This window comes from Herbiconiux sp. 11R-BC (assembly GCF_049472555.1).
Lineage (GTDB): Bacteria > Actinomycetota > Actinomycetes > Actinomycetales > Microbacteriaceae > Herbiconiux.
Genome location: NZ_JBCEBO010000008.1, coordinates 216,004 through 233,191 on the forward strand (window position 1 = coordinate 216,004; position 17,188 = coordinate 233,191).

The 17,188-nt window shown below is 71.9% G+C and carries 20 protein-coding genes; 9 read left to right on the forward strand and 11 right to left on the reverse strand.

What is annotated here, in order from left to right; translation table 11 throughout:
• Positions 1-12 precede the first annotated feature (12 nt).
• Entirely contained in the window at positions 13-807 is a 795-nt protein-coding gene (locus VD659_RS17480; RefSeq protein ID WP_423262309.1) for a ferritin-like domain-containing protein, read from the forward strand.
• Between the two features lie 25 nt (positions 808-832).
• Positions 833-1,267, forward strand: a complete 435-nt coding sequence (locus VD659_RS17485; RefSeq protein WP_423262310.1) for a YdeI/OmpD-associated family protein — start codon at positions 833-835, stop codon at positions 1,265-1,267.
• Between the two features lie 37 nt (positions 1,268-1,304).
• Here the strand turns inward: VD659_RS17485 and VD659_RS17490 are convergent, their stop codons facing one another.
• Entirely contained in the window at positions 1,305-1,466 is a 162-nt protein-coding gene (locus tag VD659_RS17490) for a hypothetical protein (RefSeq protein WP_423262311.1), read from the reverse strand.
• A gap of 45 nt (positions 1,467-1,511) precedes the next feature.
• Between VD659_RS17490 and VD659_RS17495 the strand changes: the two genes are divergently transcribed.
• The 3 genes from VD659_RS17495 (at position 1,512) to VD659_RS17505 (ending at position 3,132) form a co-directional block, all read left to right on the forward strand.
• The gene (locus VD659_RS17495) at positions 1,512-2,132 is read left to right on the forward strand and encodes a DNA-3-methyladenine glycosylase I (protein WP_423262312.1); all 621 of its coding nucleotides are present in this window, start codon (positions 1,512-1,514) and stop codon (positions 2,130-2,132) included.
• 81 nt (positions 2,133-2,213) lie between these two features.
• Positions 2,214-2,546 (forward strand): GNAT family N-acetyltransferase, encoded by a 333-nt coding sequence (locus VD659_RS17500; RefSeq protein WP_423262313.1) that lies wholly within the window; start codon positions 2,214-2,216, stop codon positions 2,544-2,546.
• A gap of 91 nt (positions 2,547-2,637) precedes the next feature.
• Positions 2,638-3,132: a glutathione peroxidase gene (locus VD659_RS17505; RefSeq protein ID WP_423262314.1), complete on the forward strand. Its 495-nt coding sequence runs from the start codon at positions 2,638-2,640 to the stop codon at positions 3,130-3,132.
• 25 nt (positions 3,133-3,157) lie between these two features.
• Here the strand turns inward: VD659_RS17505 and VD659_RS17510 are convergent, their stop codons facing one another.
• From VD659_RS17510 to VD659_RS17520, 3 genes are all read right to left on the reverse strand, one after another.
• A complete protein-coding gene (locus tag VD659_RS17510) occupies positions 3,158-3,541 on the reverse strand; it encodes a VOC family protein (RefSeq protein ID WP_423262315.1) in 384 nt (127 codons plus the stop codon).
• 63 nt (positions 3,542-3,604) lie between these two features.
• Positions 3,605-4,369, reverse strand: a complete 765-nt coding sequence (locus tag VD659_RS17515; RefSeq protein ID WP_423262316.1) for a dienelactone hydrolase family protein — start codon at positions 4,367-4,369, stop codon at positions 3,605-3,607.
• Between the two features lie 142 nt (positions 4,370-4,511).
• Positions 4,512-6,110 (reverse strand): AMP-binding protein, encoded by a 1,599-nt coding sequence (locus VD659_RS17520; protein WP_423262317.1) that lies wholly within the window; start codon positions 6,108-6,110, stop codon positions 4,512-4,514.
• Positions 6,111-6,236: 126 nt separating this feature from the next.
• On the opposite strand from VD659_RS17520, the gene VD659_RS17525 reads away from it, so the two are divergent.
• Entirely contained in the window at positions 6,237-7,220 is a 984-nt protein-coding gene (locus tag VD659_RS17525; protein WP_423262318.1) for an NAD(P)H-quinone oxidoreductase, read from the forward strand.
• Between the two features lie 75 nt (positions 7,221-7,295).
• On the opposite strand, the gene VD659_RS17530 is transcribed toward VD659_RS17525, so the two are convergent.
• From VD659_RS17530 to VD659_RS17550, 5 genes are all read right to left on the reverse strand, one after another.
• The gene (locus tag VD659_RS17530; protein WP_423262319.1) at positions 7,296-8,153 is read right to left on the reverse strand and encodes a 3-hydroxyacyl-CoA dehydrogenase; all 858 of its coding nucleotides are present in this window, start codon (positions 8,151-8,153) and stop codon (positions 7,296-7,298) included.
• Between the two features lie 39 nt (positions 8,154-8,192).
• Complete coding sequence (locus tag VD659_RS17535; protein WP_423262320.1) at positions 8,193-8,852, reverse strand: TetR/AcrR family transcriptional regulator; 660 nt, start codon at positions 8,850-8,852, stop codon at positions 8,193-8,195.
• 63 nt (positions 8,853-8,915) lie between these two features.
• On the reverse strand, positions 8,916-9,908 hold the full coding sequence (locus VD659_RS17540) for a DnaJ domain-containing protein (protein WP_423262321.1): 993 nt from the start codon (positions 9,906-9,908) through the stop codon (positions 8,916-8,918).
• Between the two features lie 70 nt (positions 9,909-9,978).
• Positions 9,979-10,839 (reverse strand): universal stress protein, encoded by an 861-nt coding sequence (locus VD659_RS17545; RefSeq protein WP_423262322.1) that lies wholly within the window; start codon positions 10,837-10,839, stop codon positions 9,979-9,981.
• 141 nt (positions 10,840-10,980) lie between these two features.
• Positions 10,981-11,313, reverse strand: a complete 333-nt coding sequence (locus VD659_RS17550; protein ID WP_423262323.1) for a nuclear transport factor 2 family protein — start codon at positions 11,311-11,313, stop codon at positions 10,981-10,983.
• 380 nt (positions 11,314-11,693) lie between these two features.
• Between VD659_RS17550 and VD659_RS17555 the strand changes: the two genes are divergently transcribed.
• On the forward strand, positions 11,694-12,728 hold the full coding sequence (locus VD659_RS17555) for an LLM class flavin-dependent oxidoreductase (RefSeq protein ID WP_423262324.1): 1,035 nt from the start codon (positions 11,694-11,696) through the stop codon (positions 12,726-12,728).
• A 195-nt stretch (positions 12,729-12,923) separates the two neighbouring features.
• On the opposite strand, the gene VD659_RS17560 is transcribed toward VD659_RS17555, so the two are convergent.
• Both VD659_RS17560 and VD659_RS17565 read right to left on the reverse strand, forming a co-directional pair.
• Positions 12,924-13,454, reverse strand: a complete 531-nt coding sequence (locus tag VD659_RS17560) for a methylated-DNA--[protein]-cysteine S-methyltransferase (protein ID WP_423262325.1) — start codon at positions 13,452-13,454, stop codon at positions 12,924-12,926.
• A complete protein-coding gene (locus tag VD659_RS17565; protein WP_423262326.1) occupies positions 13,451-15,370 on the reverse strand; it encodes an Ada metal-binding domain-containing protein in 1,920 nt (639 codons plus the stop codon). Before VD659_RS17565 ends, VD659_RS17560 begins: the two co-directional genes overlap by 4 nt.
• 88 nt (positions 15,371-15,458) lie before the next feature.
• Between VD659_RS17565 and VD659_RS17570 the strand changes: the two genes are divergently transcribed.
• Together VD659_RS17570 and VD659_RS17575 are read left to right on the forward strand one after the other, a co-directional pair.
• The gene (locus VD659_RS17570) at positions 15,459-16,520 is read left to right on the forward strand and encodes a M4 family metallopeptidase (RefSeq protein ID WP_423262327.1); all 1,062 of its coding nucleotides are present in this window, start codon (positions 15,459-15,461) and stop codon (positions 16,518-16,520) included.
• 70 nt (positions 16,521-16,590) lie between these two features.
• Complete coding sequence (locus VD659_RS17575) at positions 16,591-16,986, forward strand: protealysin inhibitor emfourin (protein ID WP_423262328.1); 396 nt, start codon at positions 16,591-16,593, stop codon at positions 16,984-16,986.
• Positions 16,987-17,188: the final 202 nt, after the last annotated feature.

Genomic DNA, 17,188 nt, shown 5'->3' on the forward strand with positions numbered 1-17,188 from the left:
TCGACACCCCCAATGGCTTTCGACATCGACAAGTACACCGAGACCTCGAAGAAGGTCGCCTGGCAGGACCTCGATTTCAGCGACTTCCGCGAGAACCCCCTGCCCGAGGGAACCCTGCGTTCGCTGCGCTACATGTGCGACATCGAGTACCACACGGTCTGCTACCTGCGCGACATGCTCGTGACGCCCTCGCACAAAGACGAAGACGTGACCGCGTTCATGACCATGTGGAACCGCGAGGAGTTCTGGCACGGCGAAGCCCTCGCCGCCGTGCTCGCCGAGCACGACGTGATCGTGGACTTCGACGAGCTCAAGGCCACCCGCCTCAAGCTCGGCTGGAAGGACCGCCTCGACCCGGTGAAGCAGTCGCTGCTCGGGAACATCGTGGGCTCGGGCTTCATCGCCGTGCACATGATCTGGGGTGCGGCCAACGAGTGGTCGGCCGTGGCCGCCTACAACCGCCTCGCCGACATGGAGAAGCACCCGGTGCTCGCCGAGCTGCTGCGCCGCATCGCGAAGCAGGAGGCCCGTCACGTGGCGTTCTACGCCACGCAGGCCCGGGAGCGCCTCGCGAAGTCCAAGCGCGCCCAGGTGCTCGCCCGCTTCGCGCTGAAGAATTTCTGGGGCCCCGTGGGCTCGGGCGTCATGACCGACGCCGAGGTCAAGCACGTGATGGGGCACCTGATGGGCGGCGCCGAAGGCCGCCGCGAGGCCGCGAAGATCGACGCCCACATCGCGAAGATGCCGGGCCTGGATGGCCTCACCATCGTGCAGGACGCCCTCGACGCGCGGGGCATCGCGGCCTGACCGCCCCAGGTGGCAGGATGGCCGCATGAAGTTCACCACGACGATCCTCGGCAGCGGCAAGAACAACACCGGGATTCCGGTGCCCGAGAGCGTGGTGGAGGCGCTGGATGCCGGCAAGCGCATCCCCGTGGTGGTGACGCTCAACGGGCACAGCTACCGCTCGTCGATCGTGTTCTACACAGGCCGGTTCCTCATCGCCCTGAGCGCCGAGAACCGCACCGCAGCGGGCGTGGCGGCGGGTGACGAGGTGGAGGTCGAGGTCGTGCTCGACGACGCTCCGCGGGAGGTCGAGCTGCCGGCCGAGCTGGCGGCGGCCCTCGCGGCGCATCCGGACGCCGCTGCGCGATTCCAGGCGCTCTCGTTCACCAACAAGAAGCGGCTCGCCACCTCGGTCGAGAGCGCGAAGACCGACGCGACGCGTCAGCGCCGCATCGAGAAGGCGCTCGAAGAGCTCGCCTGACCCGGTGCCGCCGGGGCGGATGCCTCCGGAACGGGCGTCAGTGCCGGCGCTGCGTCGGCAGCACCGTGAACACGATGAACAGCGACGCCGAGACGCAGAGGATGCCCGCGAAGAACACCCACGCGTTCTCGAGCAGCCCGAAGAGGAAGATTCCGACGAGGAACAGCAGGATGGCTCCGATAGCAGCGAGCACGTTCATTGCAGTGATCCTCCCGAATCTGTGACTTCCCCAATACTAGAGGGTGTGAGCGACGCGCAGAGTGAGCCCCCCGCCGTGGTGCGCGGAGCCGACGGGCTCGCCCGCCCGCTCTGGGCATCCGTCGACCCGCTCCTGACGGCCTACTACGACACCGAGTGGGGCATGCCGGTGCGCGACGAACAGGGACTGTTCGAACGCGTGAGCCTCGAGGCCTTCCAGTCCGGGCTGTCGTGGGCCACCATCCTGCGCAAGCGCCCGGCCTTCCGGCTCGCCTTCGACGACTTCGACCCGGATGCGGTGGCCGGCTACGGCGACACCGAGATCGAACGGCTGCTGGGAGACGCGGGCATCATCCGCAACCGCGCCAAGATCGTGGCGACCATCGGCAACGCCCGCGCCACCGTGCGCCTGCGCGAGGAGGTCGAGGGCGGCCTGCCGGGGTTGATCTGGTCGTTCCGGCCCGAGGTCACCCCGCGGCCGGTGAGCTTCGCCGACATCCCCACCTCCTCCCCCGAATCCGTGGCGCTGGCGGCGGCTCTGCGCGGGCACGGCTTCCGCTTCGTGGGACCCACCACGATGTACGCACTGATGGAGGCCGTCGGCATCGTCGACACCCACCTCCTCGACAGCCACCGCCGGGGCAGTTCGGGCGTCTGGCCGGGCTGAGGCGGGCATCCGGATGCGCGGCACGGCCGAGCCACGGCCCGGGCGCTCGCATTCTGCGCGCCGTTCTGCTTCGCTGGAGTCATGACCGACGACATGGCATCCGAGTCCCCCACCGTCGTGAACGTGCCGGAGAAGAACCGGTACGTGATCAGCGCGGGCGGCCGCGAGCTCGGCTTCACCGAGTACACCGACCGCGGCGCGCAGCGCGTGTTCCTGCACACCGAGATCGACCCCGCCGAGGAGGGCCACGGCTACGGCAGCGCCCTCATGGCCGGCACGCTCGGGCAGGTGCGCGACGCGGGGCTGCGCGCGGTGCCGGTGTGCCCGTTCATGGTGGGCTACCTGCAGCGCCACCACGAGTTCGACGACGTGATCGACCCTGTGTCGATCAGCCTGCGCGCCTCGCTCGGCTGAGCCGCCCGGCCGGCAGGCCGCCAGGCCGCCCGACCGCCTGCCCGTCGGAGGGCGCGCATCCGGGTCCGGGCGACGGGCTTATCGTAAAGACATGACCCTTCGCGACATCCCGCTCACCACCATCGACGGCCGTGCCACCTCGCTCGCCGACTACCTCGGCGACGAGCCGCAGAACACGGTGCTGCTCGTGAACGTGGCCTCGCGCTGCGGCCTCACGCCGCAGTACGCGAAGCTCGAGGAGCTGCAGAGGAGCTACGCCGAGCGCGGCTTCACCGTGCTCGGCGTGCCCTGCAACCAGTTCAACGGCCAGGAGCCGGGCACGGCCTCCGAGATCGTGGAGTTCTGCTCCGCCACCTACGGCGTGACCTTCCCGCTGCTGGAGAAGGCCGAGGTGAACGGCGAGGGGCGGCATCCGCTCTACGTCGAGCTGACGGCGGTGCCGGATGCCCAGGGCGAGGCCGGCGACGTGCAGTGGAACTTCGAGAAGTTCCTGCTCGCTCCCGACGGGTCGATCACGCGCTTCCGCCCGCGCACCGAGCCCGACGCCCCGGAGGTCGTCGCGGCGATCGAGGCCGCGCTGGCCTGAGGCGCGCTCGCGGCCGGCGGGCTGCTCAGTCTTCGATGACCGAGAGCACGTTTCCCGCCGGGTCGAGGAACCACGCGATGTCGGGGCCACGGTCGTGCGCCTTGCCGCGCATGATGCCCTTCTCGTCGTGCGGCATGCCCTCGTAGCGCTCCATGCTCACGCCCGCCGCGGCCAGTTCGTCGACCGCGGTGTCGATGCTGTCGACGGTGATGTTGAGGATCGTGTACGCCGCCGGCACGTGGTCGGGACGCGGGTAGGCGATGACCATCGCGCCGCCCGGCAGGGTGATGTTCAGGATGCCCATCTCGTTCTGCGACACGGCGAAACCGAGGGTCTCGCCGTAGAAGGCCCGGGCGGCGTCGATGTCGTCGACGCCGAAACCGCTGAACGCGTAGCTGCTCGTGACCATGAGGCCTCCTTCTCGTATGTGAACACCGTCCACAATGTCACGCCCGGCGGCGTAGGTCCAGGGTCAGGCGAAGACCTCCGTGAGGAAGCCCTCGAGCGCCGCCCAGCTGCGCTTGTCGGCCTTCTCGCGGTAGCTCGGGGCCATCGGCAGGGTGAACGCGTGCGGGGCGCCGCTGTAGCTGACGATCTGCCAGTCGAGCCCGGGCGCCGTGCGCAACTCGTTCTCGAACGCCACCACCGCCTCGTCGGGAACCACGGGATCGGCGGCTCCCGTGAGCAGGAGCAGCGGCGCGGCGATCGCGGCGACGTCGGCCGGCTCGTGGGTGACGAGCCCGCCGTGGAAGGAGGCGGCGCCGGCGAGCTCGGCACCCGTGCGGGCGAACTCGATCGACGCCGAACCGCCGAAGCAGTAGCCGATCACGGCGATGCGGTCGGGGTCGACGCGCTCGTCGGCCGCGAGCACGTCGTAGCCCGCCTGCACGCGGGCCCGCAACTTCGGCAGGTCGCCGTAGAACTCGCCCGCCAGCGCCGCGGCGTCATCGCCCTGCGGCCGGATGCCGGCGCCGTAGAGGTCGGCCGCGAAGGCCACGTAGCCCAGGCGCGCGAGCATGGCCGCGCGGGTTCGGGTGTACTCGTTCTCGCCGGTCCAGTCGTGCAGCACGAGCACGGCGGGGCGGCGCTCGGCGGCGGTCGCGTCCCACAGGAGCACACCGTCGAGCGCGGCGCCGCTCTCGGCGTAGGGAATCCGCTCGGAGCGGATGTCGGCGCCCTCCGGGAGCGGCACGGTGTCGAGCAGGGCGCGGTGCTGGGGCGAGAGGTCGTCGGTCATGATCCCGGTCTACCACGCCGCTCTGAACGGCGGATGCGGCGGGCCGGCCGCGTCGCGGAGCGGCCGTGCGCGCACCGGCTCCGCGCCCATCCGGGAGCCGCACATCCGGGAGCCGCGCATCCGGGAGCCGCGCATCCGGCCGTCAGCGCACGATCGCGTGCCGCCCCACCTTCGACCGCAGGTCTTTGCGCAGGATCTTGCCCGAGCTCGACTTCGGCACCGACTCGATGAACTCCACGAGGCGCACCTTCTCGTGCGGCGCCACCCGCACGCGCACGAACTCGATCACCTCGCCCTCGTCGAGCGCCGAACCCTCGCGCCGCACCACGAAGGCCTTCGGAACCTCCTGGCCGTCTTCGTCGTCGACGCCGATCACGGCGGCGTCGACGACATCCGGATGCGCGAGCAGCACCGCTTCGAGCACCGCCGGCGCCACCTGGTAGCCCTTGTACTTGATGAGCTCCTTGAGCCGGTCGACGATGGCGTAGACGCCCGCCGAGTCGACGGTGGCGATGTCGCCGGTGTGCAGCCAGCCATCCTGGTCGATCGTGGCACGGGTGGATTCCTGGTCGTGCAGGTAGCCGCTCATCACCTGCGGGCCGCGCACGAGCAGCTCCCCCGGCTCGCTGACGCCCCGACGGGGCACCCGCACGTCGCGGCCCGTCTTGGTGTCGATCACGCGGCACTCCGTGTTGGGCACGGCGCGGCCGATGGCCGAGCGGTCGATGCCGGTCTCGCCGACCGGGATGACGTGGGTGACCGGGCTCGTCTCGGTCATGCCGTAGCCCTGGCAGACCGTGCAGCCGATGCGCTCGGCGACCGCCGCGGCGAGCTCGCGGTCGAGCGGGGCCGCGCCGGAGAAGATCACCTTCACGCTCGAGAGGTCGTAGTCGGCCACCAGCGGATGCTTCGCGAGCGCCACTGCGATCGGCGGCGCGATGAACACCCAGGTGCAGCGCTGCTCGCTCACGACCCGGAGGAACTCGGCGAGCTCGAACTTCGGCATCGTCACGAGGGCTGCCCGCTTCAGCAGGGCGAAGTCCAGCAGCACCGACATGCCGTAGATGTGGAAGAACGGGAGCACGGCGAGCACGCGGTCGTCGCGGTCGAGCGGGATGACGTCCTGGCACTGCAGCACGTTGGCCACGAGGTTGCGGTGCGTGAGCATCACGCCCTTCGGCCGGCCCGTGGTGCCGGAGGAGTACGGCAGGACGGCCAGGTGCGCGGCGGGGTCGAACGCGACCTCGGGCGGGGCGGCGCGGTCGAAGAGCAGATCGCGCAGCGAGGGATGCCCGTCGGCGCCGTCGATCACGACGAGGTGATCGGGTGCGATGCCCACCGCCGCCGCGGCGGCCTCGGCCTGCGGGAGCAGGGGCGACACCGTGAACAGCCAGTGCGCGTCCGCGCTGCGCAGCTGGTTCGCGATCTCGTCGACCGTGTAGAGGGAGTTGATGGTGGTGGCGGTGCCCCCGGCGCGGAGGATGCCGTGGAACACGGTGGCGAACGCCGGAACGTTCGGGCAGAGGATGCCCACGGTGTCGCCCACCGCGAGCCCGCGCGCGGCGAGCGAACCGGCCAGGGCATCGATCTGTGCGATGAGCTGGCGGTAGCTGGTCTCGTCGCCCGAGCTTCCGTCGACGAGAGCGACGCGGTCGAGGTCGGCGTCGTCGAGGTCGGCGAACAGGAGGTCGTAGACGCTCTTCGCCGGGATGGCGACGTCTGGGTAGGACGAGCGGGCCATGATCTATCTCCTTCGATAGTCGTGACGCTATTTGACTACCGCTCACGGTCGGTACGCAAGTGCTGCGGCCGCAGGGTGTTGCGCGGTGGCGCGGCGGTTCGCCGCACTGGGCGTAGCGTGGGCGGAATGAGAGCTGTGGTGATCAGGGAGCCGGGCGACGCCTCCGTGCTCGAACTGGCGGACGTCGAGGATGCGCGGGCCGGCGCCGGAGAGGTCGTGATCGAGGTCGCGGCGGCCGGGGTGAACCGGGCCGACGTCTCGCAGCGGCAGGGCTTCTACCCGCCGCCGCCCGGTGTTCCGGCGTGGCCGGGGCTCGAGGTGTCGGGAACGGTCGTGGAGCTCGGCGAGGGCGTCGCGGCATCCGGAACCCCTTTCGCCCTGGGCGACCGGGTGTGCGCGCTGCTCGGCGGGGGCGGATACGCCGAGCGCGTGGCGGTGCCGGCCGGGCAGGTTCTCGCCCTGCCCGACGGGATCGGGCTCGTGGAGGCGGCCGCGCTGCCGGAGGTGGTGGCGACCGTGTGGTCGAACGTGTTCCTGCTGGCGGGGCTCGCGGCGGGTGAGACGCTGCTCGTGCACGGCGGATCGAGCGGCATCGGCACGATGGCGGTGCAACTGGGGCGGGCGTTCGGCGCACGGGTCGCCGTGACGGCGAGCTCGGCGGCGAAGCTCGAGGCCTGCCGCGAGCTGGGTGCGGAGATCCTGATCGACTACACGACGGAGGACTTCGTGGAGCGAGTGAGGGCGGCGACCGGCGGCGCCGACGTCATCCTCGACGTGGTGGGCGGCGACTACCTCGAGCGCAACGTCCGGGCGCTCGCGGTGGAGGGGCGCATCGCCAACATCGCGAGCATGGGCGGGCGTACCGCCTCGATCGACCTCGGGGCGCTGATGATGAAGCGCGGCACGCTGCGCTCGACGAGCCTTCGCGCCCGGCCGCCGGCCGAGAAGGCGGCCCTGATGGCGAGCGTGGGCGAGAACGTCTGGCCGCTGCTCGCCGACGGAGCGGTGCGCCCGGTCGTCGGCGCCACCTTCCCCCTCGATCAGGCCCCAGCCGCCCACCGCCTGATGGAGTCCTCCGCCCACATCGGCAAGATCCTCCTCCTCCCCTGAGCCCCAGCCCCGGGAAGGTCCAGCGCCGCCCGGAGGGGTCGCTCGCAGCCCGAACCCTCCGGCAGCCAGCACACGCTAGTACCTATAGAAGCCCTCGCCGGCCGCCACACCGAGCTTGCCCTTGTCGATGTAGTTGGCCTTCAGCCACTCGGCCAGCTTCTGGTTGGCGGGAGTGCCGTGGGCGAGGATGTTGTACGGCGTCGTGAGTCCGATGATGTCGTAGATCTGGAACGGGCCCAGGGGCGCCCCGGTGGCGATGCGCCAGACCTTGTCGACGTCGTGCGGTTCGGCATAGCCGCCGGCCGCGAGCTCGACGGCCGCGTTGAGGAAGGGCACGAGCAGGGAGTTCAGCACGTAGCCGGCCTTCTCCTTGTGGATCGGGATGGGCACCATGCCGATCTCTCCGGCGAACGCCACCACGGCGCCGAACACGGCCGGGTCGGTGTCGGTGGTGCCCATCACCTCGGCGGTGTTGAACTGCCACACCTTGTTGGCGAAGTGCAGGGCGAGGAAGCGGTCGGGGCGGCCGGTGAAGCCCTTGATGTCGCTCGGCAGGAGCGTGGAGGAGTTGGTGGCGAAGACCGTCTTCGCTGGGGCCACGGCGCCGAGCTTCTCGTAGGTCTCCTGCTTGAGGGCGAGCACCTCGGGGATCGCCTCGATGACGAGGTCGGCGTCGGCGGCCGCCTCCGCCAGGTCGCTGGAGTAGCTCAGGCGGCCCAGTGCCGCCTGCACCGACTCCTCGGTGGCGCCGGGCACCTCGGCGAGGTAGGTCTTCGCGAGGCCCGCGAAACGCTCCTTCGCGGTGGCGAGCGCGGCGGCGTTGATGTCGTAGGCCGTCACCGCGAAGCCGCTGTAGGCGGTCTGGTAGGCGATCTGGGAGCCCAGCACGCCGGTGCCGAGCACCGTCACCTTGTGGAAGTTCGAACTGCTCATCGAGTGCTTCTTTCTGTTCTGGATCTGTTCAGGGAGTGCTCATGGTGTCGGGCCGTAGCCGCGCACGATCTGCGCCATCTGGGCTCGAGCCTCGGCGACCGGGTCGGTGTCGGGGAAGGCGTTGATGGCGGGCTGCACGAGGGCGAGGTGCACGACCGCGAAGATCGACCGCGCGGCGCGGCGGGCGGCCACTGCGTCGCCGGGCGCATGTGTCGCAGACTCCGCCGAGGCGCCCGCGGTCAGCAACAGGCTCGTCAGAGCGCCCTCGAGCTCGGCCACGAGGGCGAGTCCCTCGGCGCGGAAGCGGTCGGTGGGGTCGCCGAACATCAGCTCGCGCTGGTAGACCATCGCGTTGTGCGAGAAGCTCCGGCCGGCCTCGAGCAGGGGCGCGACGGCCGCCTGCACCGCCGAGGCGAGCCCGTCGGCCCGGGCGGCGTCGCGCCGGCCGGCGGCGATGGCGTCGGCGAAACGGTGGTTGTAGACCATGAGCAGGAGCTCGCCCTTGGTGGCCGCGTAGCGGAACAGGGTGCCGGTGCCCACGTCGGCCCGGTCGGAGACGGCCTGCGTGGTCACGGCCTCGAAGCCCTGCGACTCGAACAGCTCCGCCGCCGCCTGGAAGATGCGCTGCTCTTTGTCGAGCTTGCTGCGTTCTCTGCGCCCCAGGGTCTCCATCTGGCCACCTCCACGGATCGTGCTCATTTCGGAGTGTACTCCGTTTTCGGATGCACATCCACCGGCGCGTGCCCTAGGGCCTCAGAGCCCTCAGGCCAGGCGGATCCCGCGCTGCAGGCGGGGTCGCAACTCGAAGGCGCGATCGATGCTCGTGCGATCGGCGGAGCCGACCCCGGTGCGCAGCAACTGCGGCAGCAGGGAACGGCGCACCACGACGGTGCCGGCCAGCCGCCCGCGGCCGACCACCGAGACGGGTTCGGCGAGGGCGTCATCCGGAACCACCACGACCAGGCCTGTGAAGGTGACGCCGAGCGAGCGGGCCAGCGCGCGGGCGCCCTTCGCGAGCTCGTGCAGCGGTTCGGCGCCAGGAGGCAGGCCGTCGCCGACGAGGTCGTCTTTGCGCAGGCGCACCTCGCCGCCCCAGTCCTCCGACTGGATGGCGAACAGCCCGGCTGGGCCGAGCACGACATGGTCGATGGTCTCGGGCACGCCGCCGAGGGTGCGGCCGGTGAGCACGTTGTTCCAGATGGTGTAGCCGATGCCGAGCGCGCCCACGAGGCCGGCGGTGGACTCCTCGGCGATGGCCTTCGCGAGCCAGCCGCGGATCTCCCGCGGCGCCGAGCGCACGAGTGCCGGGTCATAGGGGTCGCTGACGGTGACGCCCCGGCCCACCCACTCGCGCAGCAGCGTCAGGTAGCGCTCGCGCTCCTGTCCGCCGGGGTGCCCGTAGCTGCGGGCACGCACCGTGGAGCTCGCCGCCCGGCCGGAGCCTCCGCGCGAGGGCGAGCCGAAGCCCTCCCCCGCCGTGCTCGACGAACCGGATGCGCCGGCCGCGTGCGCCGCCGACCCTTCCGGCGCCATGGTCCGGGCGCCGTGACCGCGGTCGTAGGCGGCGCGGTCCTCCGGCGTGCCCACGCGCTCCCAGGCGTGCTGAACGGCCACGAAGCGGGAGGCGCTGCCCCCGGTGTCGGGATGCGTCTCCCGCAGCAGCCGGCGGTAGGCGCGGCGCAGCTCCTCGTGGCTGACCGTGGGCGGCACACCCAGCACCTCGTACGGCGTGGCGGAGGCGGGGCTGTCGGACACGCGACCACGATACCGGTCGGTCCTCGGCGCGCCCTTCGTGCGGGCCGCGCGTTCGCCGAGGGCGTGCGGCTCAGGCGGTGTCGGCCACCCGCAGCACGATCACGGGGCACGGGGTGTGGATGAGCACGTCGTGGCTCACCGAGCCGAGCAGGAACCGGCTGAGGCCGCGGCGCCCGTGGCTGCCGATCACGAGCAGGCTCGCCTGCTTGGCGGCGGTGATGAGGGCCGCGGCGGGCGCGTCGAGCACCACCTGGGTGTCGATGACGAGCTCCGGATGCGCGCCCGCCCGCTCGACGGCGGCCTGCGCGCCGAGCCGGGCGCGCTCCTCGAGGGCGTCATAGAGCTCGGAGCCGTCGGTGAAGTCGGGCATCGAGAGCGGGGGCATGGTCCAGGCGCTCACGATGTGCAGCGGCTCCTCGAGCCTCGCGGCTTCGGCGATGCCCTCGGCGAGGACGGCGTCGCCCGACTCCGAGCCGTCGATGCCCACGACGACCCCCGAACGCCCCGACACCGGCAGGTCGGGGATGACCGCCACGGGCACCTTCGCCGACGCCGCCACCCGCAGGCTCACCGCGCTGGTGGTGAGGCGCTCGTAGAGGTCTTTGCGGTAGCTGCCCACCACGAGCAGGGCCGCGCCCGTGGACTCGGCCTCGGCGCAGAGCACCGCGACGGGATTTCCGTGCACCACTCGCGAGGTGACCCGCACGTCGGGTGCCTTGGAGTCGGCGTTGAAGGCGGCGCTCGCGAGAACGACCTCGCCGTGCTTCTGCAGCAACGGCGCCGCCGTGAAGGCCTCGGAATCCCACGAGGTGTCGGCCACGAACACCACGTCGACGTCGTGCCCCGTGGCCTCCGCCCGCCGCAGAGCCCAGTCGAGGGCGACCTTGCCCGCCGGCGATCCGTCGTAGCCCACCATGATCGTGCCGCTCATGTCTCCCCTTTTCCCCGGCGGCGGATGCGCATCCGCCGCCCGTGCCGCTCACCGCTCTCGTGGACCGCCGCGACTCCGCCGGCAGCCCTGCCGCCAGCCTATTGCCGCGAGCGGGTCATGCGCCCGCGGGCGCGCATCCGCTCAGCCGGTGATGTCGACGCGGGCGATGCGGCCCTCGCCGTCGAGGGAGAAGGCGATGGTGCCGCCGCCGTTGTAGCCGTTGCCCGTGACGGTGATCGAGACGGCGTGGACGCCGTTGGTCTCGAGCACGCCGGTGACCTCGAAGTGACTCTGCTTGCCGATGTTGTCGGTGTCGTTCCAGCGCGCGATGCCCTCGCGGCCGGTGAAGGAGCGGCCCCAGTCGTCGAGCACGGCGTCGGGGGCGAAGGCGGCGAGGAAACGTTCGGTGTCGCGGGCGTTGGTGGCGTCGAAGAAGGCGGCGATGGCGGGCGGGAGGTTCGAGGTGCCGGTCATGCGTCCATCCTCACGGCGGGCGCGGACCGGCGCCAGGGGGGTGCGGCGTGTTCACGGGGAGATCCCGGGTAGGCGCGCGCTGGCGGCGCCGGCTGCTGAGGTGTGATGAGTTACTACCGAAATGCGGAGGACCGAAGCGTATATCGCCTCGGTCCTCCGCATTTCGATACTTGCTCCGGTCAGGAGGCCAGCAGCTGCGGGGAGTTCGGCGTGCTCGAGCGCCGCGCCTACCGCGCCGAGGGTTCGCGGGAGCTCGACGAGGTGACGGCCCTTCCCGGGCCTGCTCTCCGGAATACTTGACGCGGCCCCCTCGTTGGGAGTTTCATGCATGTGCATGAACATGGGTTGCCCATGCGAACCAACACGATGAGGGAACGACGATGACACGCGAGCTCGAACTGGGGCTGGACACCTTCGGAGACGTCACGGCGGACGCATCCGGAACCCCGCTGCCCGCCGCCCAGGTGCTGCGGAACCTCGTGGAGCAGGCCGTGCTCGCCGACCAGGTGGGCGTGGACTTCATCGGCTTCGGCGAGCACCACCGCGACGACTTCGCGGTGTCGGCACCCGAAGTCGCGCTGGCCGCGGTCGCGGGGCGCACCACGCGCATCCATCTCGGCTCGGCGGTCACGGTGCTGAGCTCCGACGACCCGGTGCGGGTGTTCCAGCGCTTTTCGACCCTCGACGCGGTGTCGGGTGGTCGGGCCGAGGTGATCCTCGGGCGCGGGTCGTTCACCGAGTCGTTCCCCCTGTTCGGCTACGCACTCGCCGACTACGAGGAGCTGTTCGAGGAGAAGCTGAACCTGTTCGCGGCGGTGCGGGAGCAGCATCCGGTGACCTGGTCGGGCAACACCCGGGCGCCGCTCTCCGAGCAGAGCGTGTATCCGCCGGTCGAGGGCGGGCTGCTGAAGACCTGGGTGGGCGTGGGTGGAAGCCCCGAATCGGTGGTGCGCGCCGCGCGCTACGGCTTCTCGCTCATGCTCGCGATCATCGGCGGCGAGCCGTCGCGGTTCGCGCCCTACGTCGACCTCTACGGGCGGGCGCTCGATCAGTTCGAGATCGCGCGGCAGCCGGTGGGCGTGCACTCCCCCGGCCACGTCGCGGCGACCGACGAGGAGGCCCGCGAACAGCTGTGGCCGCACTACTCGGCGCAGATGAACCGAATCGGGCGCGAGCGCGGCTGGTCGCCGATGGGGCGCGCGCACTTCGAGCAGGAGATCGCGCACGGCTCGCTGTACGTGGGCTCGCCCGAGACCGTGGCGCAGAAGATCGCGGCCACCGTGCGCATCCTCGGCGTCGACCGCTTCGACCTCAAGTACGGCAACGGGGCCCTCGGGCACTCGGAGCTGATGACGAGCGTCGAGCTGTACGGCACGCAGGTGATCCCGCGGGTGCGGGAGCTGCTGGCCGACTGAGGCGACGAGCCCGGCACGGCACGGCACGGCACCTCGGCCACCTCCCGCCCCAAAAACAAGGAGTCTCTGGGCGCCACGCCGGGACCACGGCGAATCGGCCGGCGTGTCGAGCATTTGTTCCTTGCTTTTGGGTGGGAGGGCGGGCGGTTTGGGTGGGGGCCGGGGCGGGGGCGGGCGATCAGCGAGGATGCGGCGTCAGGATGCGGCGGACTCGCGGGCGAGGAGGGAGCGCTTGACCGGCACGCCCCAGGCGAAGCCACCCATCGTGCCGTCGGTGCGGAGCACGCGGTGGCAGGGCACGAAGAGGGCGGGGGCGTTGCGGGCGCAGGCGCTGGCGGCGGCGCGCACGGCGGTGGGGCGACCGAGGGCGGCAGCGAACTCCTGGTAGCTGAGGGGGCTGCCGGGGGTGATCTCGCGGAGGGCGATCCAGGCGCGTTGGTGGAACTCTCCCCCGCGCTGCACGACCTCGACCTCGTCGATGGCGGTGACGTCGCCGGCGTAGTAGGCGCGCACGGCGCCGGCTGCGGCGAGTTCGCCGGGCTCGATGGACGCGGGGTCGGGACGCAGGCTCGGGGTGAGGCGGGCGACGAGGGTGTCGACGTCGGAGGTCCAGCCCGAGGCGAGCACGCGGCCCTGGTCGTCGGCGAGGATGCCGAATGGCCCGTCGGGGGTGTCGACGAACTGCACGGTCGCGGTCGCGGTCGCCGTGGCGGTGGTGGGGGTCATGAGTTCTCCTTGCTGGGTGCTGCGGTGGTGTGGGAAGCGTCGGATGCGGCGCGGGCCGGCGGGGAGGCGGCGCGCCAGAGGTGGAGGGAGAGGTAGGTGCGCCAGGGAGCGAAGGATGCCGACCAGTCCGCGAGGGCGCGCGGGGTGTGCGGCAGGCCGAGGATGCGGGTGCCGGTGCGGAGGGCGACGTCGCCGGTGGGGAGCATGTCGGTGTTGCCGAGAACGCGCATCGCGACGTAAGAGGCCGTCCACTCGCCGATGCCCGGGAACGCGGTGAGGCGGCGCCGCTGCTCCGCCGAGTCGTCGGCGTGCGAGAGGGTGAGCTCGCCGGAGGCGAGGGCCTCGGCCACCCGCACCACCGTGGCGATCTTCGCCCGCGGACCGGTGAGCACCCCCTCCGCGTGCTCGGCGATCTGCGCGGCCGTGGGGAACAGCAGCGTGGGGCCGCCGTCGGATTCCAGAGGACTGCCGGCGGCCACGGCGAGGCGGTGCAACAGCGTTCGAGCCGCAGCCACCGTGATTTGCTGACCCAGGATGGCGCGGAACAGCATCTCGTGCGCATCGACGGCCCCGGGCATCCGGATGCCGGGCACGGCACGCACCCGTTCTGCGAGCGCCGCGCCCCCGGCGTGTGCACCGGCGACGCTCAGGTCTTCGGCGTCCGCTCTCCCGTTCTCAGGAGCGACGCGCCGGAGAACTGGCGGTTCTCCGGCGGGCGAGACGGGCACGGATGAGGCCAGCACGGGTGGTGCCGGCAGAGCTGAGGCCGGCACCGGTGGAGCCGACAGGGCTGAAGCCGACACAAGTGGAGCCGACAGGGCTGAAGCCGGCACGAGTGGAGCCGACAGAGCTGAGGCCGGCACGGACGAGGCCGGCAGGGCGGAGTCCGACACGGACGAGGCCGGCAGAGCTGAGGCCGGCACGGACGAGGCCTGCAGGGCTGAGGCCGGCACGGGTGGAGCCGGCAGAGCGGAGGCCGGCGCGGACGAGGCCGGCAGGGCCAGCGCCGCCGCGAGCAGCGCCTCGTCGACGGCCACGGGGTCGGCGTCGAGGTCGAACAGGCGGCGGACCCGGGCCACGAGCACCGGAAGATCGCCGAGCGCCGTGAGGTGGGCTTCGAGCACGAGCCGGCCCTGCGCATGCCGGCTCCCGTCGCGACGCGCGGGATCGGAGGCGTAGCGCACCGTGAACCAGGCGGGTCCGCCCGGCAGGAGCAGCGAGCGGGTGTAGTTGTCGGGGCCGACGGTCTCGATGCCGGGGATGGCCCGCGCGGCGAGCCAGGCGAACACCCCCGCGGCGTCGAACGGCTCGCGGTACGGGAGTGCGAGCGTGAGCGCTCCGGGCACCGCGCCGTGCTGCCCTGACTGGCGGGCCCGGATCTCGGTGGGCGTGAGCTGGAACACCTCGGCCACGGTGTCGTTGAACTGCCGGATGCTCGAGAACCCGGCCGCGAAGGCGATGTCGCTCATCGAGAGGGTCGTGGAGGTCAGCAGGGTTCTCGCGGTCTGCGCCCGGTGTGCCCGCGAGAGCGCGAGCGGGCCGGCCCCGAGTTCGGTGCCGAGCACCCGGTTGAGGTGCCGCGCCGAGTAGCCGAGCCGCGCCGAGAGGCCCTCGACCCCCTCGCGCTCGACCACGCCGTCGGCGATGAGGCGCATGGCTCGCGCGGCGACGTCGTCGCGCAGGTTCCACGCCGGGGTGCCGGGGACGGCCTCGGGCAGGCAGCGCTTGCAGGCGCGATAGCCCGCCTCGTGCGCGGCCGCGCTGGTCTCGTAGAACGTCACGTTGGCCGCCTTCGGCGTGCGCGCCGGGCAGCTCGGCCGGCAGTAGATGCCGGTGGAGCGCACGGCGGTGATGAACTGCCCGTCGAAACGGCGGTCGCGCGACTGGATGATGCGGTAGCGCTCCTCGAAGTCCATGACCCGAGTCTCACATGCGCCGGCGACCTGCACTAGCGGAATTCGGACATGGCGGTGCACTGTCGGCGGCCCGCCGTAGGGTCGAGGCATGCGCCGCCACATTGTCCCCCCGTATCTGCTCGCTCGCATCGCCCGAGCCGACGCCTTCGGCATGGAACGCGCCGCCGAGGCCGCCCGGCGCTCCTTGCTCGCCGATCCCCCGCTGCGCGAGGACCGGGTTCGCGCGGGCGAAGCCACGGCGGCGGGAGCGCGCACACAGGCGGTCACGGTGGCTCCCGTCGACCGGACAGTCGAGCGCACGATCTCCGACGCCGGCAACACCGAGAAGCTCCCCGGCCGCGAGGTGCGCGCCGAGGGCGCGGCGGCGAGCGGCGACGTCGCCGTCGACGAGGCCTACGAGGGCCTGGGCGCCACCCACGCGCTGCTGCTCGAGGCATTCGGGCGCGCATCCGTCGACGGAGCCGCCCTGCCGCTCCTCGCCACCGTGCACTACGGCACCCACTACGACAACGCCTTCTGGGACGGCCGGCGCATGGTCTTCGGCGACGGGGACGGGGAGGTCTTCGGCCGCTTCACGGCCTCGCTCTCGGTGATCGGCCACGAACTCGCCCACGGCGTGACCCAGTTCACCGCCGGTCTCGCCTACGAGGGCCAGTCGGGCGCGCTGAACGAGTCGTTCTCCGACGTGATGGGCGCACTCGTGGAGCAGTTCCACGCGAAGCAGACGGCGGATGCCGCGAGCTGGCTGATCGGCGAGGGCTTGTTCACGAGCGCCGTGCAGGGCCGGGCGCTGCGCTCGATGCTCGAGCCGGGCACCGCCTACGACGACGACGTGCTCGGCAGAGATCCGCAGCCGGCCGACATGGCGGGCTACGTCGACACGACCGACGACAACGGCGGAGTGCACCTGAACTCGGGCATCCCGAACCGCGCCTTCGCGCTCGCCGCACGCGCGATCGGCGGTTTCGCCTGGGAGCGCGCCGGTCAGGTCTGGTACGACGCCATCACCGGCGGGCTCAGCCCCACGGCCGACTTCGCGGGTTTCGCCGCCGCGACCACCGCATCCGCTCGCGCGCGCTTCGGAGACGACTCCCCCGAGGTCGGCGCAGTGGCCGCCGCGTGGCGTACCGTGGGGGTCACGACGGGCTGACCGGCCGGCCGGCCCTCACAAAGCGGCTCGGCGAGCCGCGAGGGCCAGATCGAGGAAGCGAGGCGACGGGATGGACGACCGCACGCTCCGCATCACCGTCGCCCGCTCGGGCGGCGTGGCCGGCATCACCCCGAGCTGGAGCATCACGGCCTCCGAGGAGCCCGAGGTCGACTCGTGGCTCTCGCTCGTGGAGTCGTGCCCGTGGGACGCACCCGGCCCTGAGGCCGACGCGGACGGCGCCGATCGCTTCGTGTACAGCATCCGGGTTCTGCTGCCGACTGCGGCCAGCGGCTCCGGCGAGGAGACCGGCGCCCGCGCCGATGACGATGACGAGCATCCGCCGTCGGCCGTGGAGGCACCGGATGCGGACCCCACCCGCGAGCGCGACGCCCGCGTGCCCGAGGCGGCGCTGCAGGGCCCGTGGCGCGAGCTCGTCGACCGCGTGAAGCAGGCATCGGCCCGCTGAGGGCGCTGATGGCACTAATGGCGCTGAGGGCGCTGAGGCCACCGCGCCCAGCCGTCACATCCGAGACACCGCCCCTTCACCGGACGGACGCCCGCCGTGCACGCGCTCCCAGGATTCTGGCAGCGCAATGCCCTTCGAAGGGCCCGGAGGTGCATCCGGGCCCACTGCCGGGCCCCAGGGCCGCCGGGCGGCACGCGCCGGA

Bases quoted from the DNA above. Each gene is read 5' to 3' on its own strand.
- VD659_RS17500 (WP_423262313.1), top strand. From the start codon at position 2,214: ATGACCGACGACATGGCATCCGAGTCCCCCACCGTCGTGAACGTGCCG.
- VD659_RS17575 (WP_423262328.1), top strand. From the start codon at position 16,591: ATGGACGACCGCACGCTCCGCATCACCGTCGCCCGCTCGGGCGGCGTG.
- VD659_RS17505 (WP_423262314.1), top strand. From the start codon at position 2,638: ATGACCCTTCGCGACATCCCGCTCACCACCATCGACGGCCGTGCCACC.
- VD659_RS17490 (WP_423262311.1), bottom strand. From the start codon at position 1,466: ATGAACGTGCTCGCTGCTATCGGAGCCATCCTGCTGTTCCTCGTCGGA.
- VD659_RS17555 (WP_423262324.1), top strand. From the start codon at position 11,694: ATGACACGCGAGCTCGAACTGGGGCTGGACACCTTCGGAGACGTCACG.
- VD659_RS17565 (WP_423262326.1), bottom strand. From the start codon at position 15,370: ATGGACTTCGAGGAGCGCTACCGCATCATCCAGTCGCGCGACCGCCGT.
- VD659_RS17530 (WP_423262319.1), bottom strand. From the start codon at position 8,153: ATGAGCAGTTCGAACTTCCACAAGGTGACGGTGCTCGGCACCGGCGTG.
- VD659_RS17515 (WP_423262316.1), bottom strand. From the start codon at position 4,369: ATGACCGACGACCTCTCGCCCCAGCACCGCGCCCTGCTCGACACCGTG.
- VD659_RS17510 (WP_423262315.1), bottom strand. From the start codon at position 3,541: ATGGTCACGAGCAGCTACGCGTTCAGCGGTTTCGGCGTCGACGACATC.
- VD659_RS17480 (WP_423262309.1), top strand. From the start codon at position 13: ATGGCTTTCGACATCGACAAGTACACCGAGACCTCGAAGAAGGTCGCC.
- VD659_RS17485 (WP_423262310.1), top strand. From the start codon at position 833: ATGAAGTTCACCACGACGATCCTCGGCAGCGGCAAGAACAACACCGGG.
- VD659_RS17520 (WP_423262317.1), bottom strand. From the start codon at position 6,110: ATGGCCCGCTCGTCCTACCCAGACGTCGCCATCCCGGCGAAGAGCGTC.
- VD659_RS17535 (WP_423262320.1), bottom strand. From the start codon at position 8,852: ATGAGCACGATCCGTGGAGGTGGCCAGATGGAGACCCTGGGGCGCAGA.
- VD659_RS17570 (WP_423262327.1), top strand. From the start codon at position 15,459: ATGCGCCGCCACATTGTCCCCCCGTATCTGCTCGCTCGCATCGCCCGA.
- VD659_RS17560 (WP_423262325.1), bottom strand. From the start codon at position 13,454: ATGACCCCCACCACCGCCACGGCGACCGCGACCGCGACCGTGCAGTTC.
- VD659_RS17525 (WP_423262318.1), top strand. From the start codon at position 6,237: ATGAGAGCTGTGGTGATCAGGGAGCCGGGCGACGCCTCCGTGCTCGAA.
- VD659_RS17545 (WP_423262322.1), bottom strand. From the start codon at position 10,839: ATGAGCGGCACGATCATGGTGGGCTACGACGGATCGCCGGCGGGCAAG.
- VD659_RS17550 (WP_423262323.1), bottom strand. From the start codon at position 11,313: ATGACCGGCACCTCGAACCTCCCGCCCGCCATCGCCGCCTTCTTCGAC.